This window comes from Amycolatopsis vastitatis (assembly GCF_002234595.1).
Lineage (GTDB): Bacteria > Actinomycetota > Actinomycetes > Mycobacteriales > Pseudonocardiaceae > Amycolatopsis > Amycolatopsis vastitatis.
Map to the genome: position 1 here is coordinate 30,679 of NZ_NMUL01000013.1, position 25,119 is coordinate 55,797.

22 protein-coding genes are annotated in these 25,119 nt (G+C 71.6%); 10 read left to right on the forward strand and 12 right to left on the reverse strand.

Annotation, left to right across the window (positions count from 1 at the left end; translation table 11 throughout):
- Window positions 1–46: 46 nt before the first annotated feature.
- A complete protein-coding gene (locus CF165_RS17095; RefSeq protein ID WP_240521642.1) occupies window positions 47–3,676 on the forward strand; it encodes a BTAD domain-containing putative transcriptional regulator in 3,630 nt (1,209 codons plus the stop codon).
- Here CF165_RS17095 and CF165_RS17100 read toward each other — a convergent pair.
- Genes CF165_RS17100 through CF165_RS17120 form a run of 5 tightly spaced genes read right to left on the reverse strand, consistent with a single transcriptional unit; the run spans window position 3,635 to window position 8,618 of the window.
- On the reverse strand, window positions 3,635–5,032 hold the full coding sequence (locus CF165_RS17100; RefSeq protein WP_093948525.1) for a GH1 family beta-glucosidase: 1,398 nt from the start codon (window positions 5,030–5,032) through the stop codon (window positions 3,635–3,637). The two genes, CF165_RS17095 and CF165_RS17100, sit on opposite strands and share 42 nt — an antisense overlap.
- Entirely contained in the window at window positions 5,029–5,853 is an 825-nt protein-coding gene (locus CF165_RS17105) for a carbohydrate ABC transporter permease (protein WP_093948526.1), read from the reverse strand. Before CF165_RS17105 ends, CF165_RS17100 begins: the two co-directional genes overlap by 4 nt.
- On the reverse strand, window positions 5,850–6,755 hold the full coding sequence (locus tag CF165_RS17110; protein ID WP_093948527.1) for a carbohydrate ABC transporter permease: 906 nt from the start codon (window positions 6,753–6,755) through the stop codon (window positions 5,850–5,852). The genes CF165_RS17105 and CF165_RS17110 overlap by 4 nt, the downstream gene beginning before the upstream one ends.
- A 6-nt stretch (window positions 6,756–6,761) precedes the next feature.
- Window positions 6,762–8,030 (reverse strand): ABC transporter substrate-binding protein, encoded by a 1,269-nt coding sequence (locus tag CF165_RS17115; protein WP_093948528.1) that lies wholly within the window; start codon window positions 8,028–8,030, stop codon window positions 6,762–6,764.
- A gap of 9 nt (window positions 8,031–8,039) precedes the next feature.
- Window positions 8,040–8,618 carry a helix-turn-helix transcriptional regulator gene (locus CF165_RS17120; protein ID WP_093948529.1) on the reverse strand — a complete coding sequence of 193 codons (579 nt, stop codon included), beginning with the start codon at window positions 8,616–8,618 and terminating at the stop codon, window positions 8,040–8,042.
- Window positions 8,619–8,767: 149 nt separating this feature from the next.
- On the opposite strand from CF165_RS17120, the gene CF165_RS17125 reads away from it, so the two are divergent.
- The 5 genes from CF165_RS17125 to CF165_RS17145 all read left to right on the forward strand — a co-directional run bounded on the left by CF165_RS17125 (window position 8,768) and on the right by CF165_RS17145 (window position 13,534).
- A complete protein-coding gene (locus tag CF165_RS17125; RefSeq protein ID WP_093948530.1) occupies window positions 8,768–9,958 on the forward strand; it encodes a glycoside hydrolase family 3 N-terminal domain-containing protein in 1,191 nt (396 codons plus the stop codon).
- A 57-nt stretch (window positions 9,959–10,015) separates the two neighbouring features.
- Window positions 10,016–11,440 (forward strand): serine hydrolase domain-containing protein, encoded by a 1,425-nt coding sequence (locus CF165_RS17130; RefSeq protein ID WP_205660882.1) that lies wholly within the window; start codon window positions 10,016–10,018, stop codon window positions 11,438–11,440.
- A gap of 33 nt (window positions 11,441–11,473) precedes the next feature.
- Entirely contained in the window at window positions 11,474–12,187 is a 714-nt protein-coding gene (locus CF165_RS17135) for a MerR family transcriptional regulator (RefSeq protein WP_093948532.1), read from the forward strand.
- A 301-nt stretch (window positions 12,188–12,488) separates the two neighbouring features.
- Window positions 12,489–13,082 (forward strand): aldo/keto reductase, encoded by a 594-nt coding sequence (locus CF165_RS17140; RefSeq protein ID WP_093948533.1) that lies wholly within the window; start codon window positions 12,489–12,491, stop codon window positions 13,080–13,082.
- A 44-nt stretch (window positions 13,083–13,126) separates the two neighbouring features.
- Window positions 13,127–13,534: a hypothetical protein gene (locus CF165_RS17145; protein WP_093948534.1), complete on the forward strand. Its 408-nt coding sequence runs from the start codon at window positions 13,127–13,129 to the stop codon at window positions 13,532–13,534.
- On the opposite strand, the gene CF165_RS17150 is transcribed toward CF165_RS17145, so the two are convergent.
- Window positions 13,512–14,849 carry an MFS transporter gene (locus CF165_RS17150; RefSeq protein WP_093948535.1) on the reverse strand — a complete coding sequence of 446 codons (1,338 nt, stop codon included), beginning with the start codon at window positions 14,847–14,849 and terminating at the stop codon, window positions 13,512–13,514. The two genes, CF165_RS17145 and CF165_RS17150, sit on opposite strands and share 23 nt — an antisense overlap.
- Before the next feature lie 109 nt (window positions 14,850–14,958).
- Between CF165_RS17150 and CF165_RS17155 the strand changes: the two genes are divergently transcribed.
- Window positions 14,959–15,906, forward strand: a complete 948-nt coding sequence (locus CF165_RS17155; protein WP_093948536.1) for an Lrp/AsnC family transcriptional regulator — start codon at window positions 14,959–14,961, stop codon at window positions 15,904–15,906.
- 83 nt (window positions 15,907–15,989) lie between these two features.
- On the opposite strand, the gene CF165_RS17160 is transcribed toward CF165_RS17155, so the two are convergent.
- A complete protein-coding gene (locus tag CF165_RS17160) occupies window positions 15,990–16,166 on the reverse strand; it encodes a zf-HC2 domain-containing protein (RefSeq protein ID WP_093948537.1) in 177 nt (58 codons plus the stop codon).
- Between the two features lie 316 nt (window positions 16,167–16,482).
- Between CF165_RS17160 and CF165_RS17165 the strand changes: the two genes are divergently transcribed.
- Entirely contained in the window at window positions 16,483–16,731 is a 249-nt protein-coding gene (locus CF165_RS17165; RefSeq protein ID WP_093948538.1) for a hypothetical protein, read from the forward strand.
- Between the two features lie 306 nt (window positions 16,732–17,037).
- On the forward strand, window positions 17,038–18,108 hold the full coding sequence (locus CF165_RS17170) for a glycoside hydrolase family 19 protein (RefSeq protein ID WP_205660884.1): 1,071 nt from the start codon (window positions 17,038–17,040) through the stop codon (window positions 18,106–18,108).
- A 39-nt stretch (window positions 18,109–18,147) separates the two neighbouring features.
- On the opposite strand, the gene CF165_RS17175 is transcribed toward CF165_RS17170, so the two are convergent.
- From CF165_RS17175 to CF165_RS17195, 5 genes are all read right to left on the reverse strand, one after another.
- Window positions 18,148–18,894, reverse strand: a complete 747-nt coding sequence (locus tag CF165_RS17175; protein WP_093948539.1) for a thioesterase II family protein — start codon at window positions 18,892–18,894, stop codon at window positions 18,148–18,150.
- Between the two features lie 95 nt (window positions 18,895–18,989).
- Window positions 18,990–20,144 carry a thioester domain-containing protein gene (locus tag CF165_RS17180; protein ID WP_093948540.1) on the reverse strand — a complete coding sequence of 385 codons (1,155 nt, stop codon included), beginning with the start codon at window positions 20,142–20,144 and terminating at the stop codon, window positions 18,990–18,992.
- 275 nt (window positions 20,145–20,419) lie between these two features.
- Window positions 20,420–21,235, reverse strand: a complete 816-nt coding sequence (locus CF165_RS17185) for a serine hydrolase (protein WP_093948541.1) — start codon at window positions 21,233–21,235, stop codon at window positions 20,420–20,422.
- A gap of 140 nt (window positions 21,236–21,375) precedes the next feature.
- Window positions 21,376–22,878 (reverse strand): cellulase family glycosylhydrolase, encoded by a 1,503-nt coding sequence (locus CF165_RS17190; RefSeq protein ID WP_093948542.1) that lies wholly within the window; start codon window positions 22,876–22,878, stop codon window positions 21,376–21,378.
- Between the two features lie 217 nt (window positions 22,879–23,095).
- Window positions 23,096–24,391 (reverse strand): alpha/beta hydrolase, encoded by a 1,296-nt coding sequence (locus CF165_RS17195; RefSeq protein WP_093948543.1) that lies wholly within the window; start codon window positions 24,389–24,391, stop codon window positions 23,096–23,098.
- Between the two features lie 61 nt (window positions 24,392–24,452).
- Here CF165_RS17195 and CF165_RS17200 point away from each other — a divergent pair, with 61 nt between their 5' ends.
- Complete coding sequence (locus CF165_RS17200; protein ID WP_093948544.1) at window positions 24,453–24,989, forward strand: helix-turn-helix domain-containing protein; 537 nt, start codon at window positions 24,453–24,455, stop codon at window positions 24,987–24,989.
- Window positions 24,990–25,119: the final 130 nt, after the last annotated feature.

A 25,119-nucleotide genomic window follows, 5' to 3' on the forward strand; every position in this document is an offset into this window, starting at 1 on the left:
GGGGAACGGGGTCTGGGGCTGGTGTCCCAGAGGGGACGGCAACGACATGCGAGGGGATGCGGACACCGGCCTGCGGGTGGGCGTGCTCGGCCCGCTGCGGGCCTGGCGCGGGGCAGCCGAAATCGGCCTCGGCCCTGCCCGCCAGCGCGCGATCTTCGCGGTGCTCGCGGTCAACGCCGGCCGCCCGGTTCCCCGTGCCGAGCTGATCGACGGCGTGTGGGGCGACTCGGCGCCCGCGAGCGTCGAGGGCAGCGTCCACACCTACGTCTCCGGGCTGCGCCGGGCCCTCGAACCGGACCGGTCGCGCTGGTCGGCGGCCAGCGTCCTGGTCTCGGACCCGGCGGGATATTCGCTGCTGCTCGGCGAAGACGCGCTCGACGCGGCCGTGTTCGAGCGGCACCGTGAGCGGGCGCGGCGGCACCTCGAGCAGGGTGACCCGCGGGCGGCGGTGACCGAGCTGGACGCCGCTCTCGCGCTCTGGCAGGGCGAAGCGCTTTCCGGAGTGCCGGGCGGGTTCGCCGAGCGGCACCGCGAACACCTCGCCGAGCTGCGGCTGGACACCCTCGAACGGCGTGCCGAAGCCGTGCTGGCCCTGGGCGGGCACCTCGATCTGGCGCCGGAACTGGCGGTGCTGGCCGGCGAGCACCCGCTGCGGGAGTCGCTGCGCGAGTCGCTCATGCTCGCCCTGTACCGCAGCGGACGTCCCGCTGACGCCCTCGACGTCTTCCGCGACGCCCGCGCCACGCTCGTCGCGGAGCTCGGCGTGGAGCCCGGCCCGGCACTGCAGCGGATCCAGCGGCAGATCCTCGCCCAGGACCCGGCCCTCGACGCGCCCGCGGCGCCGGTCGTGGTCACCGGGCACCGGCTTTACGGCCGGGAAGCCGAAACGGCGAAGCTCGCCGAACTGGTCGCCGACGTCCGCGCCGGCCGCGGCCGGGCCGTCTGGATCGAAGGCGAAGCCGGGATCGGCAAGTCCGAGCTGCTCACCAGCTCGTTGCCGGACGGCCCCGGTTTCGAGCGGCACTGGGTGGCCGCCGACGAGCTGAGCACCCGGTTCCCGCTGCAGGTGGTGCTGGAGTGCCTGGCGATCGACGTCCATTCGGCCGACCCGCGGCGCGCGCGGCTGGCGAAGGAGCTCGCGGGCGAGGGCCCGGTGCGGCGTGGCTGGGGCCCGGCCGACCCGGTGCTCGGCGCCGTCGACCGGCTGCTGGCCCTGGTCGACGAGCTGTGCGCGCGCTGCCCGCAGGTGCTCGTGATCGACGACCTGCAGTGGGCGGACGAGGCGTCCGTGCTGGTGTGGCACCGGCTCTGCGCGGCAACCCGGCAGCTGCCGCTGCTGCTGGTGGCCGCGACCCGCCCGGCACCCGGCCGCGCCGAGCTCGCCCAGCTGCGGCGCGGCGTCCAGGCGCGGGACGGGGTCGTCCTCGACCTCGGGCCGCTGACCGGGGAGGACGTCGGCAGGCTGATCGAGGACCAGATCGGGGCGCCGCCCGGGCCGGGACTGCGCGAGCTGGCCGCCCGCGGTGCGGGAAACCCGTTGTACGTCAGGGAGATGGTCGACGTCCTGCTGCGCGCCGGTGCGGTCGAGGTGAGCGGCGGCGAGGCCGACGTCGACGACTCGGCGGAGTTCGAGGCGCCGCGGTCGCTGGTCGCCGCGGTCGACCGGCGGCTGGACTTCCTGACGGCGCCGACGCAGGAAGTGCTGCGCTGGGGGGCGCTGCTGGGCATGGAGTTCGCCGTCGGTGACATCGCCGCGGTGCTCGGCACCCGGCCGTCGGACCTGCTGGAGCCGCTGGAAGAAGCCGTCGCGGCGAACGTGCTCATCGACACCGGGACGCAGCTGGCGTTCCGCCACCCCCTGCTGCGCCAGGCGCTCTACGACCGGTTGCTGGCCGGGACGCGGGCCGCCCTGCACCGGCAGGCGGCCGAGGCGCTCGCCGGGATCGGCGCCCCGGTCAAGCGCGTCGCCGAGCAGCTGGCGGCGGCACCGGCCACGGCGGACGAATGGGTGCTGGACTGGGTCGCCGGGCACCACGCGGCCGTGTCGCACCGGGCGCCGCTGATCGCCGTCGAGCTGCTGGAACGGGCCCTGGCCGCGTGTGACGGCACCGACCCGCGCCGGGAGACGCTGCTCGTGGCGCTGGTCAAGGTGCTGTTCCGGCTGGAACGCGGCCCGGAAACCCTGGCGCGGCAGGCCTTCGACGTCGCCACCGAGCCGGACGCCGTCGAGGAGATGCGGCACATCCTCGCGGCGCTGCAGCACCGCCGAGGCGACACCGGAGGCGCGGTCGCGACCCTCGCCGCGTCCGTCGACGACCCGGCCGTCCCGGAGCTCTGGCGGGTCAAGCACCGGCAGCTGCTGGCGAACTTCCGCCGCGGCGACCTGTCCGATTTGGACAGTGCGGAGAAGACGGCGCACGAGACGAAGGCGCTCGCCGGCGGTGACCGGTACCTGACCGCGCACGCGCTGCAGTCGTTGTGGCTGGTCGATTCGGTGCGCCGGGAGCACGACCGCGCGCTCACCCACGTCGACGCCGCGATCGAAGCGGTCGGCGACGAGCACGAACTGGCCGACCTGCACCTCGACCTGCTCGACAACCGCGTGTTCACGCTGCAGAACCTCGACCGCCTGGCCGAAGCGGGTGACACGCTGTGCGCGGCGGGCGAAGTCGCGGCACGGCACGCGCTGCCGGTCGGGCTGCAGGTGTCCGCCGCGGTGCACCGGTACTGGGAAGGCCGCTGGGACGAGGCGCTGGTCGAACTGGACACGGTCATCGAGGACGGCCCGGCGATCACCTTCTACGGCCTGCGCGAGCCCGGCCCGGCGGCTCTGCTGCTGCACGGCGTCGCGGCGCTGATCGCGGGCCGCCGGGACGACCGGGCCCAGGCCGCGGCCCACCTCGACGCGGCGGAGGAGTACGCCCCGGCGACCGGCGCCGAACGCGAGAGCTTCGACTTCCTGCTGGTCGCCGACGCCCTGGCGGCGGAGCAGCGCGGCGACCGCGTCCGGGCGATGGCCGTCCTCGAGCCGATCCTGAACCCGACGTACGCGCAGATGATGCTGCGGCACCAGTGGCTGCCGGCGTTCGTGCGGCTGGCGATGGAGCAGGACGACGTCGTCCGCGCCCGGCGGGCTTTGGCGGTGTGCGAGGAAGAAGCGGCGAAGGAACGGCGTCCGGCGCGGGCGCACGCGGCGGCGTCGTGGTGCCGCGGCCTGATCGACGAGGACCCGGCACCGGTGCTCGCGACGGCCGAGCACTTCCGCGCGGTCGGCCGCCGCCCCGAACTGGCCTCGGCGCTGGAGGACGCGGCGGTGCTGCTGGCTCGCGCGGGACGCCTCGACGCGGCACACGCGGCGTTCGAAGAGGCCGCCGAGCTGTACACGGCCTTGGCGGCGCGCTGGGATCTGCGGCGCGCGGAAACCCGGCTGCGCAGACTTGGCGTCCGCCGCGGTGCGCTGTTCACGGCGATCCGGCCCGGGCACGGCTGGGACTCGCTGACGCCGATCGAGGTCCGCATCGCGAGCCTGGTCGCCGAGGGCCGGTCCAACCCGGACATCGCGGCCGAGCTGTCCCTGCCCCGGCGGACGGTCCAGGCCCACGTCGCCCGGCTGCTGGGCAAGCTGGAGACGCCGTCACGCTCGGGCGTCGCCGACGCCGTCCGCCGGCGCGCTTAGCGCGTTGGCCTTGGCGACGCGGCCGAGGAAGCGGCCGGATTCCTTGACCGTCCGCTGTTGCGTCTCGAAGTCGACGTGCACCAGGCCGAACCGTTGCGTGTAGCCCATCGCCCACTCGAAGTTGTCCAGCAGCGACCAGGCGAAGTACCCGCGGACGTCGGCGCCGTCGCGGATCGCGTCGTGGACCGCCCGCAGGTGCTCCATGAAGTAGTTCACCCGCGCCGCGTCGAACACCCGGCCGTCGACGACCTTGTCCACAAAGGACGCTCCGTTTTCGGCCACCACCAGCGGCAACCCGCCGGATCGGGCGGAAATCCACGTCAGCAGATCGGTGAGCACCGCGGGTGCCTGTTCCCAGCCGAACGCCGTCAGCGGGCCGGGTGCCGGGAGGACGTCCAACCCGCGCAGCCCCGGCAGCGGGCAGTTGCCCGGCGCCAGCGGGTCGGCGAGCGGGGTGACGCGGGCGGGCGCGTAGTAGTTCACGCCCAGCCAGTCGATCGGCGCGGCGATGACGTCCGTGTCGCCGTCACGCACCGAGGCCGCGAACCGGCCGCCGTGGTGCTCGACGTCCGCCCACACGTCGGCCGGGTAACCCTTGCCCAGCACCGGGTCCAGGAAGAACCGGTTGTGGATGCCGTCGAACTTCCGCGCCGCCTCGGCGTGCGCCGGCGAGGAACCGTCCGGGATCGCCGGGGCGAAGTTCAACGCCAGCGAGAACTCGTGACCCGGCCGCGCCTGCCCGGTGAGCGCGCGCATGGCCAGGCCGTGTCCCAGCAGCAGGTGGTGGGCCGCGACCAGCGCGGTGTCGGGGTCGGCGATGCCGGGGGCGTGCGCGCCGGTGCCGTAGCCGAGGAAGGCCGCGCAGAACGGCTCGTTGACCGTCGTCCAGTGGTTCACGCGGTCGCCGAGCGCGTCGTGCACGACCGCGGCGTAGTCGGCGAACCGCGCCGCCGTGTCGCGCTCCGGCCAGCCGCCCTCGTCTTCCAGGGCCTGTGGCAGGTCCCAGTGGTAGAGCGTCAGGACCGGCACGACGTCGCGGCGCAGCAGCTCGTCGACCAGCCGGTCGTAGAAGGCGAGCCCGGCCGCGGACGTCGTGCGGCCGTCCGGCATCACCCGCGGCCACGCGACCGAGAACCGGTAGGCGTTCAGGCCCAGGCCGGCCAGCAGGCCGATGTCCTCGGGGTAGCGGTGGTAGTGGTCGCAGGCGACGTCGCCGGTCGCGCCGCCGAGCACCTTGCCGTCGGCCGCCGCGAAAGTGTCCCAGATGGACGGTCCGCGGCCGCCTTCGGCGACACCGCCCTCGACCTGGTAGGACGCGGTCGCCGCGCCCCACAGGAAACCCGCCGGGAAGGTCATACCGGTGCCCCTTTCGGGATTCCCCGCACGATGTGGCGGCCCAGCAGCAGGAACAGCGCGATGACGGGCAGGACGCCGACCGTCGCGCCGGTGAGCATGAGCGCGTAGTCGGTGTAGTAGCCGCTGGCCAGCTGCGACAGGGCGACCTGCACAGTCGGCGTCTCGTTGGGGTCGAGGACCACCAGGGGCCAGAAGTAGTCGTTCCAGGTGGCCATGAAGGTCAGCATGGCGAGCACCGCGGCCGGCGCGCGGAGCGCGGGCACGGCCACGTGCCAATAGGTGCGCAGGATCGAGCAGCCGTCCACGGTCGCCGCGTCGACGAGGTCGGCGCTGATCGCGTTTTCGCACGCCTGGCGCATCCAGAACACGCTGAACGCGCTGACCAGCGCCGGCACGATCACCGCTTCCAGCCGCCCGTACCAGCCGAGGTCGCCGACGACGAGGTACAGCGGGATGACGCCCAGCTGCGCCGGCACCATCGCCGAGCCGACGACCAGCAGGAACAGCGTGTCGCGGCCACGGAACTCGAGCCGCGCGAAGGCGAACCCGGCGAGGCTGGCCAGCACGACGTTGGCCACCATGACGGTGCCCGCGACGATCAGCGAGTTCCCGATGGCCAGCCAGAAGTCGACGGTGTCGAAAACGCGCCGCACGTTCTCGGCCAGGTGCCCGCCCGGCAGCAGCACCGGCGACGTCTCGCCGATCGCCGCGTTGTCGCGGGTGGCCACGACGAACGACCAGTACAGCGGGAACACGGACGCGCCGAGCACCCCGGTCAGCACGGCGTACACCCAGCCGCCCGGCCGGCGCCGCGCCGTCACGCCGACCTCACGAACCGGCGCACCAGCCGGTAGTTGACCAGCGCGAACACCGCGCAGATCACGAACATCACCCAGGTCAGCGCGGCCGCGTAACCGGCGTCGAAGTGCGTGAAGCCTCGCTCGTACAGGTACATGACCAGCGTCTGGAACTGGCGGTCGTTGCCGCCGGTCCCGCCCGAACCACCGGCGTCGAACAGCTGCGGCTCGGCGAACAGCTGGAGGCCGTTGACCGTGCCGGCGATGGCCGTGAAGGCCAGCGCGGGCCGGATGCCCGGCACGGTGATCGACCAGAACGTCCGCCACCGCGAGGCACCGTCGAGTTCGGCGGTCTCGTACAGGTCGCCGGGGACGGCCTGCATCGCGGCCAGGTAGATCAGGGCGTTGTAGCCGGTCCAGCGCCAGAGCACCATGCTCGCGACGGCGACGTGCGACGACCACGTCGTCGCCTGCCAGTTGACCGGCGCCACGCCGATCCAGCCGAGCACCTCGTTGACGACGCCGTAGTCGCGGCTGAACAGCTGCCCGAACACCAGCCCGATCGCGACGACGGAAACGACGTTCGGCAGCAGGACCCCGGTGCGCCACCAGGTCGCGGCGCGCAGCGGCCGGTCCAGCAGCGCCGCGATGCCCAGCGCCAGCAGGAACTCCGGGACCGCGGCGAGCAGGAAGATGCCGACGGTGTTGGCGAGTGCGTTGTAGAACCGCGGATCGGTGAGCAGGTCGCCGTAGTTGGCGAGGCCGACGGCACCCTGGTCACCTTCGAGCAGGTTCCAGTCGCGGAGGGAAACCCACGCCGTGTAGAGCAGCGGGAACGCGCCGAAGACGACGAACAGGGCGAAGAAGGGCGCGACGAGCAGCAACGGCGTGACCTTGCGGTCGAAACGGGCGAGCCGGTGCTGCACGCGCGGCTACTTCAAAGCCGCTTGGGCCTGCTGGACGGCTTCCGCCCAGGCCTGGTCGACGCCCTCGGTCCGGTCCTCGACCCGCCCGAGAGCGCGGCCGAACTCCGGCCGGACGTCGGCGTCGCGCAGGCCGCGGTAGTTCGGGCGCAGCTGGTCGGCCGAGGCCGCGAAGATCCGGCCGATCGGTGCGTCGCCGAAGTACGGGTCGGCGTGCGCGACGACCTGCGGATCCTGGTAGACGGACGGTTCGCTGGGCAGGATGCCCTCGGAGAGGAAGAGCTTTTTCTGCTGCTCCGGCGCGGTCAGCCAGCGGGCGAGCTCGTACGCCTCCTTCTGGTGGCTGCCCTGCTTCGGCACGGTCAGGAACGAGCCGCCCTGGTTGCCGCTCTTGCCGGGGACGGTCGTGACGTCCCACTTGCCGCGGTTGGCGTCACCGCCGGCTTCCTTGATCTGGCTGAGCATCCACGCGGGGCAGGCGACGGTGGCGAACGAGCCCTGTTTGATCGCCACGTTCCACGCCTGGGTGAAGGTGGTCGCCGCCGCCGTCTGCCCCTTCGCGGCGATGCCGCCGGAGAGGAAGAAGGCGGCGCGCACGCTCGGGTTGCGGTCGGCGATGAAGGAGTCGTCCTTCGCGGAGAAGTAGTTCTCCGGCGACTGGTTCAGCATCGCCGTGTAGACGGTCCCGGCGGAATCGGCGAACTTCACGCCCGGCGTCTTGGCCGTGAACCGTTCGGCGGTGGCGGCGTAGGCCTCCCAGTCGGGCATCAGCTTCGCGACCTCTTGGCGGTCGGCCGGCAGGCCCGCGGCCTGGAACAGGTCACGCCGGTAGCAGAGCGCCAGGCTGCCCATGTCGGTGCCGAGGCCCAGCACGAAGGCGCCGTCGGTGCCCTGCGCCCACTTCCACGGCACCCACTGGTGTTCCAGGTCGCGGGCGCCGAACGAGGCGAGGTCGGCGAACTTGTCCTTCGCCTTCCGGTACTGCGGGATGTACTGCTCTTCGATCGCGACGACGTCGGCGGCGCCGTGCCCGGTGGCGAGCTGCGTCGCGAGGCCCTTGTGGTGGGTGTCGAAGTCGGTGACGCGGTTCTGCACCGTGATGTCCGGGTGCAGCTTCTCGTACTCGGCGATCAGGGGCGCGTAGCCGAACTCCCCGAAGGTGGCGATGGTGAGCTTCGTCTTCCCGGCGTCATCAGGGCTGGTGTCACCCGGGCTGCAGGCGGCGAGCGGGATCAACGCGGCGACCGCGATGGCGGTCCGGCGGACGATCGTGCGCAACAGGCTTCCTCAGATCACACCGGCCCGCACGGCGTAAGCGACCGCGTGCGGCCGGTTGCGCAGGTTGAGCCGGTTGGTCATGGCGTAGATGACGTTCTTCACGGTCCGCTCCGAGTAGCAGAGCTTGCCCGCGATCTCGGCAGTGTCCCAGCCTTCGGCCATCAGGCGAAGCACATCCACCTCGCGCGGCGTCAGCGCCGCCCCGGCGCCCTCGTTGGCGAGGGCCTCGACCTGCTCGCGCAGCGACGCCGAGCGTCCGCGCGCGGCGGCGAGCACGCTTTCGGTGAGCCGGTCGAGCGCGGTCCGCGGCAGCACGGCCGAGACGTGGCAGTCGGCGAGCAGCTCCAGGTGCGACGGGTCGACGCGCCCGGCGACCAGCACGATCGCGGCGGGCGACTCGGCGGCCGCGGCCCGCAGCGCGGCGACGGCCTCCCGGTCGACCTGCCCGACGGCGAACACGAGCACAGCGGCCTCGCCGCGACGGGCGCGAGGCAGGACCAGCAGCTCCGGCCGGGACTTCAGGTGCTTGGTCAGCCCGGTCAACGCGATCGGATCGGACGCCCACGCCGCCACTCGCACCTGGTCCATCGAGCCTCCCCTTCACACCATTTCCTGACTCGCTCCAGTCTGCTGAGGTCGCCTTCACGAATTCTCTAACGGAGCTACTGCCCTTCTTCACGCCGTGCAGTCGGGGCGTCGACTACCGTCGGGGGACATGCCGACGAGTGAAGGGACCGATGAACCACCGACGTCTTGCCGCCTTCGGGGCGGCATTGGGCCTCGCAGCCGGCTTTCTGCTGGTCGCGAACCTGCCCTCGCAAACCATCTCCGGGCTGGCAGTGCCCTTGACGTCAGGGCCCTTGGCCTCGGTGCCTTCGTCGCCGGTGGTTCCCGTTCCCTCGCGGCCGTCGGTACCCACGTCGCGGCTGGCGCGGCCAGGTGACTGTGCGTCGCTGGCGGCCAGTCTCGACGTCCCCGCGCAGGTCGCGCAACTGGTCGTCGTGGGAGTGTCCGGCGACAACCCCGCCGCCACGGTCTCGCTGGTTCGCGACCACCAGGTCGGCGGGATCTTCATCGGCGGTAACGCAACAGCGTTGTTGAAAGATCGTTCCCTGGCGGCGGTCCAGGCCGTGGCCCGGGTGCCGGTGGCGGTGGCGGTCGACGAGGAGGGCGGCCGCGTCCAGCGCATCGACGACCTCGACGGCAACCTGCCGTCGGCCCGGACGATGGCCGCGACGAAGTCCCCGGCGGAAGTCCGCGCGCTGGCCACCGAACGCGGTCGTCAGCTGCGCGCCCGCGGGGTGACCGTGGACTTCGCCCCGGACACCGACGTCACGGACGCGCCGGACGGCGACGTGATCGGCGACCGGTCGTTCAGCCCGGACCCGGCCCGGGTGAAGACGTACGCGACGGCGTTCGCGGCGGGCCTGCGCGAGGCGGGTGTCCAGCCCGTGCTGAAGCACTTCCCGGGCCACGGCCACGGCTCGGGCGACTCGCACAAGGGCACGGTGGTCACGCCACCGCTCGACCGGCTTCGGGCGGTCGATCTGGTGCCCTACCGCGACTTGGCCGACTACGGCCCGGTCGCCGTGATGATCGGCCACCTCGACGTGCCGGATCTGACGGCCGGGGTCCCGGCTTCCGTTTCGCCGGCCGCGTACCAGTTGCTGCGCGGCGAATTCGGGTTCACCGGCCCGGTGGTCACCGACGATCTCGGGGCGATGAAGGCGATCACCGCGCAGTATCCGTTGCCGGAGGCGGTGCTGAAGGCCCTTCAGGCGGGCGCGGATCAGGCGTTGTGGTCCTCCGGGGGACGGGTCGACGAGGTGCTGGACCGGTTGGTCAAGGCGGTGGCGTCGGGAGAACTGCCGAAGGCGCGGGTGCAGGAATCGGTCACGCGGGTGCTGCGGGGCAAGGGCCTCTGCTGAGCTTTCCGGAAAGCGGGCTTGACCCTGCCCCTGCGTCAAGGTTCGACGATGGTTCCCATGACCGAGAACGCACTGCACACCGCCGAAGCCCGGATCCGCGACCTGGCCGCCGACGCCTGCGCGGCCGACCACATTCCCGGCTTCGTCGCCGGCGTCCACCAAGCCGGCGAACAGATCGTCGTCGCCCACGGCACCGCGAACGTCGCCACCGGCGCTCCGATGCGCGATGACACCGGCTTCCTCTTCGGCTCGGTGACCAAGGTTTTGACCACCACGCTGGTCCTCCAGCAGGCCGAGCGCGGGAACCTGGACCTCGACGCGCCGGTGTCGAAATACCTGCCGGAATTCGCCCTCACCACGCCCGGCGCCGCGGACGGCATCCTCGTCCGGCACCTGATCTCGCACACCAACGGCATCGACGCGGACCTCTACTTCCCCGACGCGCGGGGCCGGGACGCCCTCAAGACCTACGTCGAAGGCCTCGCGAGCAGCTGCGGCACGCTTTTCGAGCCCGGCGAGCAGCTCAGCTACTCCAACGGCGGCATGATCGTCGCGGGCCGCGTGCTGGAAGTGGTGACCGGGCTGTCCTTCCCGGAGCTGCTCGAACGCGACGTCTACGCGCCCGCCGGCATGGCGGACGCGAGCACCTCGGCCGCCCAGGCCATCCTGCGCAGTACCGCGATCGGCCACTTCCCGGACCCCGCCACCATGACACCCCGGCCCACGGGCATGTTCATGCTGCCCGACACCTGGGGGCCCGCTGGGGGCACGCCGATCGGCACCGTCGCCGACCTGCTCGCCTTCGGGCGCATTCACCTCGCGGGCGGGGTGTCGCCGTCCGGCGCCCGCGTCCTGTCGGCCGAATCGACCGCGCTGATGCAGCGGGTCTCGCACGACATGGCCACCCCGAACGTCCCGCCGATGGGCCTGGGCTGGGTCCGCTACCCGTTCGGCGACACGACCGTGCTGGCCATGTCCGGCGCGTCGCCCGGCGGCGTGTCCATCCTGTGCGTCGTCCCGGAGCACGACCTGGTCTTCACCGCCTTCGGCAACACCCCGGGGGCGATCGTGCTGCACGACCGGATCCTGCGGATGCTCCTGAGCGAGCACCTCGGCGTGACGATCCCCGCCGTGCTGACCGAACCGGAGCCGGACGTCGACCTCGCCCCGTACGCGGGCACCTACCGCTCCGGCCAGCTCCGCATCGACGTCAGCGTCGTCGACGGCCGGCTCGAGGAGCGGACCACCTACGAACCGGCGGACGAGTCGCAGGAACGGATCTTCACCGCGTTCGCCGGCGGCACAACCTCCGCTCCGCCGCAGCGCTACGTGCCGATCCGCCCCGGCCTCTTCGCGCCGGCCGGGTACCCGCCGGAGATGTTCGACGGATACCTGCGTCTCCTGCTGGTCTCCTACCACGACGTCCGCGACGGCCGGGCGCGCTTCCGCAACGGCGGTGGGCGCCTGACCCGGCGAGCCTGACCGGTTTCCCCGGCCACGTGGAACGATGCCCGCATGATCACGATCGGCCGGCTCGCGGACTACGCCGGCGTGACCGTCAAGGCCGTGCGGCACTACCACGAGCGCGGCCTCCTGGCTGAGCCCGGCCGCGATTCGTCCGGCTACCGGCGCTACACCGCCCAGCACGCCATCGACCTGGTCAAGATCAGGACCCTGGCCGCCGCGGGCGTGCCGCTGGCCCGCATCAAGGACCTGCTCGACGCCGACGAGGACACGCTCGCGGGGGCCATCGCCGAAATCGACGACGATCTCCGCGAGCGCATCGCGCAGCTGCGGCGGACCCGCGGCCAGCTCGCCCAGCTGCGCGGCGGCGACCGGCTTTTCGTCTCGCCGGAAGTCGCCGGCTACCTCGACGAGCTGCGCGAGCTCGGTGTCAGCGAGCGTCAACTCCGCCTGGAGCGCGACGGCTGGATCCTGATGCAGACGGCTTCGCCCGAGGACGCCGCGGCGTGGGTCGCCGAAAAACGGGAGCTCCTGGCCGATCCGGAGTTCCGCGCCCTGTGCCTCGACCACGACGCCGCCTACGACTGGTCGCCGGACGATCCGCGGCTTCCCGCGCTCGCGGAACGCACGCGGAACTGGTTCGCCGAGCGGCCCGGACCCGGCGCAGCGGGCAACCCCGCGATCGCGCGGCTGGCCGCGGAATCCTTGCCCGGAGCGTCTTCGCCGGCCTGGGACCGCCTGGCCCGGCTCATGGAGAATCCGTGAGCCGTCGCGGCGTAAGAAAAGGACCGCCCGGCGGGCCACCCACAGCACGGTTTCGGTTGCGTTCCAGCGATTCGTCGTAGTCACACCAACGACGTTACCGAACACGCGTTCGAACATCATCGCTGAATCAGGTGAATCCACCGAAGAACTTCGAGCCCCCGATTTATGTTGCGGCACAAGGGAAATCCGGGCCGACCGACGTGAGCAGCCCCGTTTTCCATGCTATCGGTGAGCACCGACAAAACGGGGGCGGCGATCGCGCCCGGACTTTCCGCAAGGGCACCCGGAACCAAGGAGCGGCGTGGCGAATCCCGGCGGCACCTTCACCCTCGGCGGCGACCTGCCGGTGACCCGCATGGGTTACGGCACCATGCAACTGACCGGCCCCGGGGTGTGGGGACCGCCGCGGGACCACGACACCGCCGTCGCCGTGCTGCGGGAGGCCGTCGAACGCGGCGTCACCCACCTCGACACCAGTAACTACTTCGGCCCCCACACCGTGAACACCCTCATCAAGGAGGCCCTCCGCCCCTACCCCGAATCGCTCGTCATCGTGACGAAGGTCGGGGCGCGGCGCAGCGCGGACAAGGGCTGGCCGGCCGCCCTGTCGGCCGAGGACCTCACCCGGGCCGTGCACGACGACCTGCGGAACCTCGGCGTCGACGCGCTCGGCGGGTTCAGCCCGCCGCAGTCCGGGCTGCTCGACGACTGCGCCGCCCGGGCCGGCGCCACCCCGATGCAGGTGGCGCCGGCCTGGCTGCCGCGGCGGTCGCCGTCGATGCTGCTCATCCCCGGCACGTCGTCGCCGGAGCACCTGCGCGAAAACCTCGCCGCCGCCGACCTCGAACTGCCCGGCGACGTGCTCGCCGATCTCGACCGGATCGGCACCGCCTGATCGCTACGCTGAGCGCTCACACACGCACGAGGACGGAGAACAGCGTGGCGCAGTGGGGCGATCTGGTCACTTACATCAGGCAGTCGTACCGGGTGGTGCGCGACGAACCGGACGAACTGCGCATCCGCCTGATCTTCGGCGACGAGCCCGACACCGAACAGCGCGCCCAGATCGTCGTGATCGCGCGCGAAATCCTCGACCAGCGCGAGGACTGGGTGCAGATCGCCACGCCGTTCGCCCGGCACGACGAGGTCGACCTCCTCGAGGTGCTGACCGAGGTCGGCGAGGCGATCGTGGTGGGCGGGCTCGCCGTGATGGGCGACCACATCGTGCTCCGCCACTCGCTCCCGCTGATCAACCTGGACATCAACGAGTTCATCGACCCCCTCGAGCTGGTCGCCGGCGCGGCTGAGCTGCTGGAGCAGCAGTTCACCGGTCGCGACGACTACTGAGCGGGAGCACCGCGGCGCCCGCGGCCACGGTGAGACCGGCCCCGAGGCCGAGCGCCGCGGCCGCGCCGCCGGTGCCGAGGCAGAGGCCACCGAGGAGCGCGACGCCGAGGGTGCCGCCGAGCTGCTGCACCGCGTTGAGCAACCCGGCCGCCGAGCCGGTTTCGTGCGGCCGGACGCGGTGCAGGGCGGCGGTGAAGAACGGCACCGTGAACGTCCCCATCCCGAGCCCGCACAGCGCGAGCGCGCCGAGCAGCGGCCACGGGTACGAACGCACCCCACCGGCGTAGACGGCGGTGGCGGCGAGGATCCCGGCCAGCAGCAGGGCCAGTCCGGCGAACATCACGCGCGCGCCGAACCTCGGCACCAGCCGGGCGCCGGCGAACCACGACGACACCGCGAGCCCGGCCGAGAGCGGCAGGAGCGTCAGGCCCGCGGTGCGGACGTCGACGCCGAGGCCGAGCTGCAGCTGCATCGGCACCACCTGCATCAGCCCGGTCATCGTCGCGAAGAACAGCAGCGATCCCGCGAGCGCCCCCGGGAACCCGCGGTGGGCGAACAGGCTGGGCTCGACCAGCGGCGCGGCCGAGCGGCGCTGGTGGAACCCGAACACCACCAGCAGCGCGGCACCGGCCGCGAGCAGCGCCCAGTTCGTCCCGCCCGGTTCGATCAGCGGGTACACGACCAGCCCGGCACCGGCGACGGCGAGCGCGGTGCCGACCGGGTCGAGCCTCGGCCGCGTGACGGCCCTGTCCTCCCGCAGCAGCCGCGCGGCGAAGAGCACCGCGAGCCCGAGCGGGACGTTCACCAGGAACACCGCCCGCCACGACACCGCCTGGGTCAGCAGGCCGCCGAGCAGCGGACCGGTGACCGCCGACAAGCCCATCACCGGCCCGATGCCGCCCAGGGCCTTCGCGAGTTCGTCGCCGTCGAACAGCGCGCGGATGAGGCCGATGGTCTGCGGGATGATCAGCGCCGCCGCCGCGCCCTGCACCGCGCGCGCCCCGATCAGCAGGCCGGCCGCGCCGGAAACCGCGCACGCCAGTGACGCGAGCACAAAGCCCATCACGCCGATCCGGAAGACCCTGGCCCGGCCGAAGAGGTCGCCGAGGCGGCCGCCGGTGATCAGGAAGACCGCGAACGGCAACGTGTAGGCCGCGCTGAACCACGGGACGTCGGTGGCCGGGCCGGGCAGCGCGGCGTGGATCACCGGCCCCGCGACCTGCACGATCGTGGCGTCGAGCAGGTTCATCGCCTCGGCGGTGAGCAGGACGGCCAGTGCGGCCCAGCGCCACCGGTAACGAGTCGTGGTCGGCAAGAGGTGCCCCCTTTCGTTCGCCGCCACCTTGTCGAGTGATCACACCGGCGTTCCAGCCATAGGGAGCAGATAGCGGATTTCTTCCATGTGTTGCGGTTGAATGCGGGATATGACCACGCTGGACGCTGTCGACCGTGCCCTGGTCCACGCACTGCACATCGACGCCCGGGCGCCGTTCACGAAGATCGGCGATGTCCTCGGCGTCTCGACGCAGACCGTGGCACGGCGCTACCGCCGCCTTCGCGCCGAAGCCTCGCTGGGCGTCGTCGGCCTGCCGGACCCGCAACGCCCCGGGCAGGCCGAATGGATGGTCCGGCTGACCGCGACGCCGCACACCGCGCAGGACCTCGCCCACGCACTCGCCCGTCGCGCCGACACCGCGTGGATCAAGCTCATGTCCGGCGGCACGGAGATCTGCGTGAACGTGCAGACGCCCGCCGCGAGCGACCATTCGCTGCTGCTGCGGGACATCCCGCGGACCGTGAGCGTCACCGCGGTGTCGGCACACCAGCTGCTGCACCGCTACTTCGGCGGCCCCAGCGCCTGGCTGGGCCGGGCGAACTCCCTCGACGCGGCCCAGATCGCGGCGCTCACGCCGGCGCACCAGGGCCCGGGCAAGCCGCTGACCGGGGAAGACGACGCGCTGATGGCCGCGCTGCAGCGGGACGGCCGCGCGAGCCTGGCCGAGCTGGCGGCGGCCACCGGCTGGTCCGCGGCGACCGTCGCGCGGCGGCTGGCGGACCTCCAGGCCGGCGGCACGGTGTTCTTCGACCTGGAGATCGACCCGGCGCCGCTGGGCGCCACGACGCAGGCGCTGCTCTGGATGGCGGTCGCGCCCGCCCACCTCGACCGCGTCGCGAAGAAGCTGTCGACGCACCCGGAGCTCGCGCTCGTCGCCGCCACGACCGGCTCGGCCACCCTGGTCGCGCACGCGCTCTGCCCGGACGCGGCCGCGCTGCACCACTACCTGACCCACCGGCTGGGCGCGCTCGAGGCCATCCGCACGCTGGAGACGGCGCCGGTCCTGCGAACGATCAAGGCCGCCGCGTCCCGGTGAGCCCGGACGTCATGAACGACCCGTTCCTGTCGTCCGGCGTCATGAACGAGTCGTTCATGACACCGGAGCGCGGCCGCGGAGTCCTAAGTGGACTTGGCTTCGACCAGGTGGTCGAGCATGCCGCGGACGGCTTCGAACTCCCGGACCTCCTGGCGGCAGTCCGGGCAGGCGTCGAGGTGCCGCTCGACCCGTGCCACGTCGGCGGCGTCGAGCAGCCCCAGGCTGTAGGCCCCGAGGTCGGTCCGGTCGTACCGGCCCATGGATCGCGTCTCCGTTTCCGCGCCCCCCGAGGGAACGCCCGCACTATCGGGATGCCTCCAGGGTCCGGAAAGGGACGCGTCACCGGAGAAGTTCCGCGGTTTTCTACCCGATCGGCCGACAACTTCGGACGGCAAACAGCCCATGTGAGTGAAAGCGGTCGTCACGCAGCTCACCCGTCCGAACACGGAACGCTTTTCTGGGAGCGATTTCGGCGATTCCGCGTCATCGCTCCCCGGCTCGCCCGTCGGACCTGCGTCGGGTCGGAGTTTTCCGGCCTCGACCTGGGCATGCAGGCGATCCGAAACGAGGAGAGCGATGACCGTACGGAGCCACCGGGCGGACGACGTCGTGGACGAGGTCGGGGTGTGGCTGGCGGGGGAGTTCGCGGGGCGGCTCCCCGCCTCGGAGATCGATCGCGTCGTCCGGGCGACGCGGCTCGACCTCGAAGGGAGCATCGCGCCGGAGGAGCTCGGGGAAATGCTCCACCGGCTGGGCCGGGCCCGGCTGCAGCGGCTCCTGCAGTACGCGCCGGCCGCGCAGGTGCGGATTCCGCAGGCGCGCTGACCGGGGGCGGCGGGGATCCCGGGAGCGGCAGGGTTCCCGGGGCCGCAGGGGCTCCGGGCGGCAGGTCCCCCGGGCGACAAGGACTCCAAGGGCGGCGGGGTCGTCCTGGCCACCCGGCCACGGCCGGTCCGCGAGGGGACGTTCGCGCACACCCCTTGCCCGGACCGGCCCCATTCTTGACTGGACTAGACCAATCTGCTCTAGTGACCGTTGTCACGTTCGTCTCGGCCGGATGAGCACCCCCGATCTTCGACGCCGGGCGCCCGCGCGCCCGGATCCTGTCGTGGCCGAAGGAGTGAGCGAGTCTTGAGAAGACGTCTTGTCGCGGTCCTGTCCGCTGTCGCCGCCGTAGCCGGGCTCGCGTTCGGCGTACCCACGCTGACCGGGCAAGCTCCGCAAGCGGCCGCCGCCGCGTGCAGCGCGCCGAACTGGGTCGCGGGCCAGTGGTACGACGTCGGCGCGGTCGTGCGCTACACCAACGGCGGTTACTACCGCGCCAAAAACGCCAACCCGGGCTACGACCCGATCATCAGCACCTGGTACTGGGAGCCCTACAGCTGTGACGGCGGGAGCGGCACCACCTGCAGCTACCCGGACTGGGTCGCCGGCCAGTGGTACGACGTCGGCGCGGTCGTGCGCTACACCAACGGCGGTTACTACCGCGCCAAAAACGCCAACCCGGGCTACGACCCCGTCATCAGCACCTGGTACTGGGAGCCCTACGACTGCGGCGGCGGCACCGACCCCGGCAACCCGGGCGCGTTCGTCGTCAGCGAAGCCCAGTTCAACCAGATGTTCCCGGGCCGGAACTCCTTCTACACCTACAGTGGCCTCACCGCGGCGTTGTCGGCGTACCCCGGCTTCGCGAACACCGGCAGCGACACGGTGAAGAAGCAGGAAGCCGCGGCGTTCCTCGCCAACGTCAGCCACGAGACCGGCGGGCTCGTCTACATCGTCGAGCAGAACACGGCCAACTACCCGCACTACTGCGACTGGAACCAGCCCTACGGCTGCCCGGCGGGCCAATCGGCCTACTACGGCCGCGGGCCGATCCAGCTGAGCTGGAACTTCAACTACAAGGCCGCCGGTGACGCGCTCGGCATCGACCTGCTCGGCAACCCCTGGCAGGTCGAGCAGAACGCGGCCGTCGCCTGGAAGACCGGGCTCTGGTACTGGAACACCCAGAGCGGCCCCGGCACGATGACCCCGCACAACGCGATGGTCAACGGCCGTGGGTTCGGCGAAACCATCCGCAGCATCAACGGCTCGATCGAGTGCAACGGCGGCAACCCGGCCCAGGTCGAGAGCCGCGTCTCGAAGTACCGGCAGTTCAGCTCGGTCCTCGGCGTCGACCCCGGCGCCAACCTCTACTGCTGAGCGAGCGGGCAGGGCGCGGCGCGCCCTGCCCGCCTCCGCTCAGCGGGCGAGCCGGTCGCCGATCAGCCGGGTGATCGTCGCCGCCTCGTCCTTGAGGTAGAAGTGGCCGCCCGGGAACGTCTTCAGGTCGAACCCGGCGGACGTGCGGTCCGCCCAGCCGCTCGCTTGGGCCTCGTCGACCTTCGGGTCCTGGTCGCCGAGCAGCGCGACGATCGGGCAGCCGACGTCCGGGCCGGGGCGGTAGTGGTAGGTCTCGGCGGCCCGGTAGTCGCTGCGCAGCGCGGGCAGCGCCATGCGGCGGATGTCCGGGTCGTCGAGTATCGCCGCGTCGGTGCCACCGAGCCGTTTGACCTCGGCCAGCAGCTCGTCGTCGTTCTTCAGGTGGACGGCTTCGCCGAGGGGCGGGCCGGGGGCGCGACGGCCGGAAACGAACAGGGTGTGCAGCCGCGTTCCCCGCGCTTCGAGCCGCCGCGCGACCTCGAAGGCCAGGCTGGCGCCCATGCTGTGGCCGAAGAACGCGACCGGCTCGTCGAGCACCGCCGGGAGCACGTCGGCCAGCCGGTCGGCGAGCACGAACAGGTCGTCCACCGCGGGTTCGCCGTACCGGTCCTGCCGGCCCGGGTACTGCACGACCAGGACCTCCACCGCGGGTGCCAGCGCCGCCGAGAAGGGGCGGTAGTAGCTCGCCGCCCCGCCGGCGTGCGGGAAGCACACGAGCCGCGCCGCGGCGGCGGGTGCCGGGTGGAAGCGCCGGATCCACGCCGAAGCCTCGAGCGAAATCGTCATGCTTCCGAATCTGTCAGGCCGTCGCGCCCGCGTCGACCCTGTCGCACGGAAAACGGGGCCGGTCCGCGTGGACCGGCCCCGTTCCTGGTCGTGCGTTACGCGCGGCTGCGACGACGGTTCAGCAGCAGCACCAGCGCGCCGCCACCGAGCAGCAGGCCGCCGGCGGTGAACGGAACCGCGGCGTCGACACCGGTGTTGGCCAGCTCGCCGCCACCGGACTGCGCGCCACCCGGGGTGGTCGGCGCCGGGCTCGTGGCCGGGGCACCCGCCTCGGTCCAGCTGGCGGCCGCCTTCGCGGTGACCTGGGTCTTCTCCGAGTCGGCCACGATCAGCGACTGGGCTTCCTGGGTCTCGTAGTTCTGGGCGACGAACAGGCGGCCGGTGTCCAGCTGCCCGGTCACCTTGAGCGAGAAGGAGCCCTTGCCGGGCTTGGTGCCCGCCGGGACGTCGACGAACAGCTTGCTGCCGTCCTTGACGTCCGCCCCCTTCAGCTCCTTGCCTTCGGTGTCGGTGATCTTGACGCCGTCGGGCAGCTCGCTGGTCAGCGCGGTGACGTCACCGGTGGTGGCGACGTTGAACGGCCCGATCTTGGTGCCCGCGGCGCCTTCGGTCTTGTCCGCGGCGATGTTCAGCGTCGGCTTCGGCTGCTTGCCGAGGCCGGCGTTGTCCGCACCGGTCAGGTAGTCGTACAGCGCGACGACGTCAGCCGAGGCGTCGCCGTCCTCGTACGGCAGCGGCTTGGTCTTGTCGAGGTTCGTGTTGTCGCTGAAGTGCCAGACCGAAGCCTGCGTCGCGGTGATGGCCTCCTGCTCGGACAGGCCGCCGTGCAGCTTGGCGCCCTTCTTCGCGAGCACCTGGCCCAGGTCGTCCAGCTTGACTCCCGGGTAGCCGTGGTGCAGCACCCAGTTGATCTTGTCGCTGTTCTCCTGGAAGTTCTTCGATTCTTCGCTCTTGGGGTACTGGTTCCACGGCCGCTCGACCATGTCCACGTCGGTGCGCATGCCGACCTTGATCTGCACGCAGTAGAGCTTGAGCGTCTTGCCGTCCGACAGCTTCATCCCGAACAGCTCGGTCACATAGTTCCGGTGGGGGCCGAGGTTCACGCTGAACCCTTCGGTGCCGCCGCCCTTGACGACCCGGCCACGCGCGGCGCCGTCGTCCGCGAGGGCCGAGGGGGTGCCGACCATGACCGCGGCGGCCGCGGCGAGCACCGCGATCCCGCCACGCACGAGTGCTGACCTGACCTGCATAAATCTCCTATTCCGAGCCCGAACCACGCCGTTTGGGCCGCGTGGGATGAAAATCCCCGACCACGGCGGCCACCGATTCAGGTGAGTGATCACCCGGTCAAGCGAGATCGGAGCATACACAGACCACACAAGTGCTACGCAGGGTGCCCCCACAAACACGAAAGTGCGCAGAATTCCGCTGAATGGCGCAGTCAGGAAGTCTCGAAACGACGTTTTGTCCGGCGTGCGCGGCGGGGCCCGGCGAATCCACGCCGGGCCCCGCCGAACTCACGACATCAGCCCCGGAAGTACCCCTTGAACAGGATCTCGCTGATCTTGGTGGTGGTCTCCATGCCGGTCTCGTAGCCGTTCTGGATCACCTTCGTGTTGTTCATCAGCGCCAGGGTGTACCGCTCGTGCGGGCCCACGAAGCCGACCGAGTTCATGATCCACGAGCCGTCGTCGTTGTCGTCGGACCAGCCGTCCTTGTTGCCCGGCCGCGCGGCCGCGCCGGCACCCCAGACACCCCACTGCTGGTTGACGTCCACGGCGCGCATCTCGCGCACGATGTAGTCGCGGTGCCGCCGGGGCAGGCGGGTCAGCACGTAGTTGATCAGCCGGTCCAGGTCGTTCGCCGTGGTGAGGATCCAGCCCCAGTGGTGCGGGTGCTGGTCGGTGAACCGCATGTCGGTCATCCCGTAGGAGGGGAACCGCTTGGCGAACTCGGCTTCGCCGCCGTAGCGGGTCCACAGCGTGTGGGCGGCCGCGTCGTCACTGGAGTTGAGCATCCGGTGCATCAGGTCGCGGTCCTCGGCGGTCAGCGTGACGGCCCCCGAGTCGTTGCGCAGCAGCAGATCCACGACCATGGCCAGCTTCGGTGTCGAGCACGCCCAGATCAGCGTGCCGGCGGCCGGGCTGCGGTAGACGGCACCGGTCCACCGGTCCCGCAGCACGATGCCGGTCTCGCCGGGCCGGCTGTCGGCGTAGGCCTGCGCCTGCGCGATCCGCGCCCGCAGCTCCCGGTCGAATCGGCCGGTCGCGCCGGCCTCGGCCGGCGCCAGCGCGAGGGCCATCAGTACCGCCGTCAGGACGGCGAACAGTCTTTTCCTCATGAGTTCCCCAGGTGAAGGTAAGACGATCTTTACCTACCTGAAGGCGTTCACCGTGGATCAAGGTTGCCGTGATCGCCGTCACACCCGACTGTGGACGCCGTGAGCCGAGCCGCCGCCGCGGCGGCAGCTCGGCTGGCCTTTCACGGTTTGACGGTCAGCAGGTGGGCCCGGAAACCCTCGCCGTACGTCTTGGTGGGGGTGCCGTTGTAGTCCTCGATCAGCACGTTGCCGCCGCTGCAGCCCCACGGGTTCCACGTCCACGCGGTGTACCCGAGGTTGTGCGCGTCCAGCCACGCCATCAGCTGGTCGATGTAGTCGTGCGCGCAGCTGTTCTGGCCGATTTCGCCGGCCTGCACCGGCACCTGCGCGGCGACCGTCCCGATCTGACTGTCCCAGCAGGACACTGTGACGCAGGCGTTGAAGTTGTACGAGTGCCAGGAGGCCACCAGGTTGCCCGCCGGGTCGTTCGGGCGGTAGGTCAGCCACTGCGTGAGGTCGTTCGTCCACGTCAGCCCGGCGGTCATCACGACGTTCTTGGCACCCGTCGCGCGGACGGCGTCGACCAGTTCCTGCATGCCCGCCACGGGGTAGCCGATCCCGGTGCAGGTGCCGCCGTCGCGCAGGCACTTCCACTCGGCGGCCGCGTTGGCCCAGTTGTCGGCCGCGTCCGGGTAGGGCTCGTTGAACAGGTCGAACACCACGGCGTCGTCACCCTTGAACGCGGTCGCCACCTGCGTCCAGAAGGCCGGCGCGTACTGCCGGTCGGGCATCGGCTTCTGGCAGGTCGCGTTGACGTCGGTGCAGGCCGAGGAGGTGCCGGTGTACTGGCCGTGCGTCCAGTGCAGGTCGAGGATCGGGTTGATCCCGTTGGCCTCCAACAGCTTCGCGTAGTCCTTGACGGCCTGCTGGTAGGGAGCTCCGCTGGGCGTGCCGGACAGGCCGAGCCAGCAGTCCTCGTTCAGCGGGATCCGCACCGCGTGGATGTTCCAGGCCTTCATCGCGTCGACCGACGCCTGGTCGACCGGGCCGCTGTCCCACATGCCCTTGCCCTGCACGCAGGCGAACTCGCCGCTGGACCGGTTGACGCCCAGCAGCCGGTAGGTCTTGCCGTCGGCGGTCAGCAGCTTGTTGCCCGACACGTGCAGCGCGGGCGCCGGGCCGGGCGGCGGTGGCGTCGTGGTCGTGGTCGTGGTGGGCGTCGTCGGGAGCGTGATGGGTGTCGTGGCCGTGGTCGGCGGCGTCCCGGTGCACGCGGCGCCGTTGACCGCGAAGTCGGTCGGCGTGGTGTTGGTGCCGCTGTAGGAGAAGTTCGCGCCGGTGTTGACGGTTCCGCCGGCCGGGATGGTGCCGTTCCAGCTCGCGTTGGTCACGGTGACCCGCTTGCCGGACTGCGTCCACGTCCCGCTCCAGCCCTGCTGGAGGGTCTGGTTTCCGCTGTAGGAGTAGGTCAGCGTCCAACCGTCGACGGCCGACGAACCGAGGTTGCCGATCCCGACGGCAAGGCTGAAACCGCTTCCCCAATCGTTGGGCGAATAGGTGACGCGGCAGGCGAACGCCGCACTCGTCTCATTCGCCGCCGACACGGCCGTCGTCGACGTGACGACGCACGCGGCAGCGGCCGCGAGACCCGCGACCGCAAGCACGGCAGGACGTTTTCCGGCTCTTACCCACATCGGCACTCCCTTGTGCACACTGACGGCGGCCACGGGCGGCAGATTCTGGGAGCGTTCCCAGTCGCCCGACACACCGTCGCTTCCCGGCCCCGGGTTGTCAATCACCAACGTCGGGAAAGGGTGCCGATTCACGCGAACAGCGCCCGGCGGGTTCGGCCATCTACCGCAAGCGGCTGCGCGCCCCGGGTCAGCCGGCGACCGGACGCCGCCGGGAGAAGAACCGGGCGATCCCGCGCCGGCGGGGTGACAGCCAATCGGCGATGTCGGCGACCACGGCGGGGTCAACGTGCTGCGGCGAGGAGTATCCGGGCTTGGACGACCCTTCGCCGCGGAAGAACAGGTGGTCGTCGGCGTCGTGGACGCGGATCGTGACGTCGGGCCGGTGCGCCAGGCCCGCTCGCCAGCGCGCGAGGTCGTCGGCCACGGTCACCTGGTAGTCGCGCCCGCCCTGCAGGATGAGCATCGGCTTGTCCAGCCCGGCCGCCGTCGCGACCGGGTCGTACTCGCGCAGGTCCAGCCAGTACGAGGCCGGCCAGCCGAAGAGCAGGTCCGCCGCCGGGGCCGAGGGTGAAAGACCGGGGCTCTCGACGAGCGCGGCCTGGCGCGAGACCGTCTCGAGGGCGGCCGTCGTGGCCGGGCCGGGGTCCAGCTCGGCCAGGTAGCGGGCGACCCGGACGGCGGCCCGGCTCAACGGCACAGTGTCCCCGGCGAGGCTGATCAGCCCGGCGACCGAGGCCTCGGCGGCCGCGACGCGCACGGCGGCCTTGCCGCCGCCGCTGTGGCCGAGGAGGTACACCCGCGCGGGGTCCACGTCCGGCTCGCGCTGGAGCAGGTGAACGGCGGCGACGGCGTGCGGCAGGTATTCGCCGGCCATCGTGAAGCCGGGTTCGGAGCCGGCGCCGGGGTGGACGTGGGTCACCTTGTCGAACCGGGCCACCGCGACGCCGCGGCTGCCCAGGCCCCAGGCCAGATCCTTGAACGGCTTGCCCGGCCCGGTCGTCAGGTCGCGGTCGAAGGGGCCAGAGCCGAGCAGCACCACCGCCGGCCAGGGACCGCGACCCCTGGGCAGGGTGACCGTGCCGGGCACGGCGAGCGGGCCGGAACCGACGGTGACCTCGTGCTCGGTGAACCGGTCCGGGGCGGCGTAGGCCGGCGGCTCCCAGGTCAGGCCGGACGGCGGCGCGAGCCGCAAGCCGTGCAGCAGGCCGTCGCTGTCGACCGACATGACGACGGTGAGCCCGCCGCGCCGGCAGGTCACCGGGACGCTCACCCGGACCAGACCCGCCTTGACCGGCTCGCTCACCGGCTCCCCGACCGCCGTGACCGGCCCGGCCTTGGCGATCTCCGTCTCCCAGCCGACCCTCAGCGTCCCGGCGGACGCGGCCGCCCGCAGCCGTGGCGCGAACAGCGCCTCGACGTCCTCGAAGCGCCCCTCGGCCGCCATGTCGACGACCGTCCTGGCCACCATCCCCGATTCCGGCATGCTCCCCCACCAACCTTTCTCGTATTTTGCGAAAGGTATCACGGTATGAGATCGTTCGGTAGTGGACACGTTGGAACTGCTGGGTCACCCCGTGCGGCTGCGGATCGTGCACGCCATGCGCGGCGGCCGGACACTCACCACCGCCCAGCTCTGCGCGCTGCTGCCGGACGTCTCGAAGGCCATGGTGTACCGGCACGTCGACCTGCTCGCCGCCGGCGAAGTCCTGGAGGTGGCGGAGGAACGCCGCGTACGCGGCGCGGTCGAGCGCCATTACCGGCTGCGCCGCGAACGGGCTTCCATCGACCCCGCGACGGCCGCGTCCCTGTCACGCGACGATCACCGGCGCGCGTTCACCGTGGCGGTGGCCGCGCTGGTGGCGGAGTTCACCGCCTACCTCGACCGCGAATCCGCCGACCCGGCCACCGATCCCGTCGGTTATCAGCAACACGCCGTCTGGCTGAACGAAGACGAGCTCACGGCGATGGTCGGCGAACTGCGCGCGGCGATCCTGCCCCGGCTGGCCAACCCGTCCGCGCCCGGCCGTACCCGGTATCTGCTGAGCCCGATCCTCTTTCCCAGCGAAGAGGCGGAAAACTGAGCCCGGACCCACGCGCCGAGCCACTACGGCGAGATAACATTGTGGGAGCGCACTCAATTCTTGCTCAAGCCAGCTTGACACCGACTATGCCCCACCGACTAACGTAACCACGTTCGTTTGCGATGTCTGG

What these genes read in the sequence shown, in the direction of transcription:
- CF165_RS17160 (WP_093948537.1), bottom strand. Translation starts at nt 16,166, where the DNA reads ATGGGCCGGTACGACCGGACCGACCTCGGGGCCTACAGCCTGGGGCTG.
- CF165_RS17175 (WP_093948539.1), bottom strand. Translation starts at nt 18,894, where the DNA reads ATGACGATTTCGCTCGAGGCTTCGGCGTGGATCCGGCGCTTCCACCCG.
- CF165_RS17135 (WP_093948532.1), top strand. Translation starts at nt 11,474, where the DNA reads ATGATCACGATCGGCCGGCTCGCGGACTACGCCGGCGTGACCGTCAAG.
- CF165_RS17095 (WP_240521642.1), top strand. Translation starts at nt 47, where the DNA reads ATGCGAGGGGATGCGGACACCGGCCTGCGGGTGGGCGTGCTCGGCCCG.
- CF165_RS17130 (WP_205660882.1), top strand. Translation starts at nt 10,016, where the DNA reads ATGACCGAGAACGCACTGCACACCGCCGAAGCCCGGATCCGCGACCTG.
- CF165_RS17165 (WP_093948538.1), top strand. Translation starts at nt 16,483, where the DNA reads ATGACCGTACGGAGCCACCGGGCGGACGACGTCGTGGACGAGGTCGGG.
- CF165_RS17120 (WP_093948529.1), bottom strand. Translation starts at nt 8,618, where the DNA reads ATGGACCAGGTGCGAGTGGCGGCGTGGGCGTCCGATCCGATCGCGTTG.
- CF165_RS17125 (WP_093948530.1), top strand. Translation starts at nt 8,768, where the DNA reads ATGAACCACCGACGTCTTGCCGCCTTCGGGGCGGCATTGGGCCTCGCA.
- CF165_RS17180 (WP_093948540.1), bottom strand. Translation starts at nt 20,144, where the DNA reads ATGCAGGTCAGGTCAGCACTCGTGCGTGGCGGGATCGCGGTGCTCGCC.
- CF165_RS17185 (WP_093948541.1), bottom strand. Translation starts at nt 21,235, where the DNA reads ATGAGGAAAAGACTGTTCGCCGTCCTGACGGCGGTACTGATGGCCCTC.
- CF165_RS17155 (WP_093948536.1), top strand. Translation starts at nt 14,959, where the DNA reads ATGACCACGCTGGACGCTGTCGACCGTGCCCTGGTCCACGCACTGCAC.
- CF165_RS17100 (WP_093948525.1), bottom strand. Translation starts at nt 5,032, where the DNA reads ATGACCTTCCCGGCGGGTTTCCTGTGGGGCGCGGCGACCGCGTCCTAC.
- CF165_RS17195 (WP_093948543.1), bottom strand. Translation starts at nt 24,391, where the DNA reads ATGCCGGAATCGGGGATGGTGGCCAGGACGGTCGTCGACATGGCGGCC.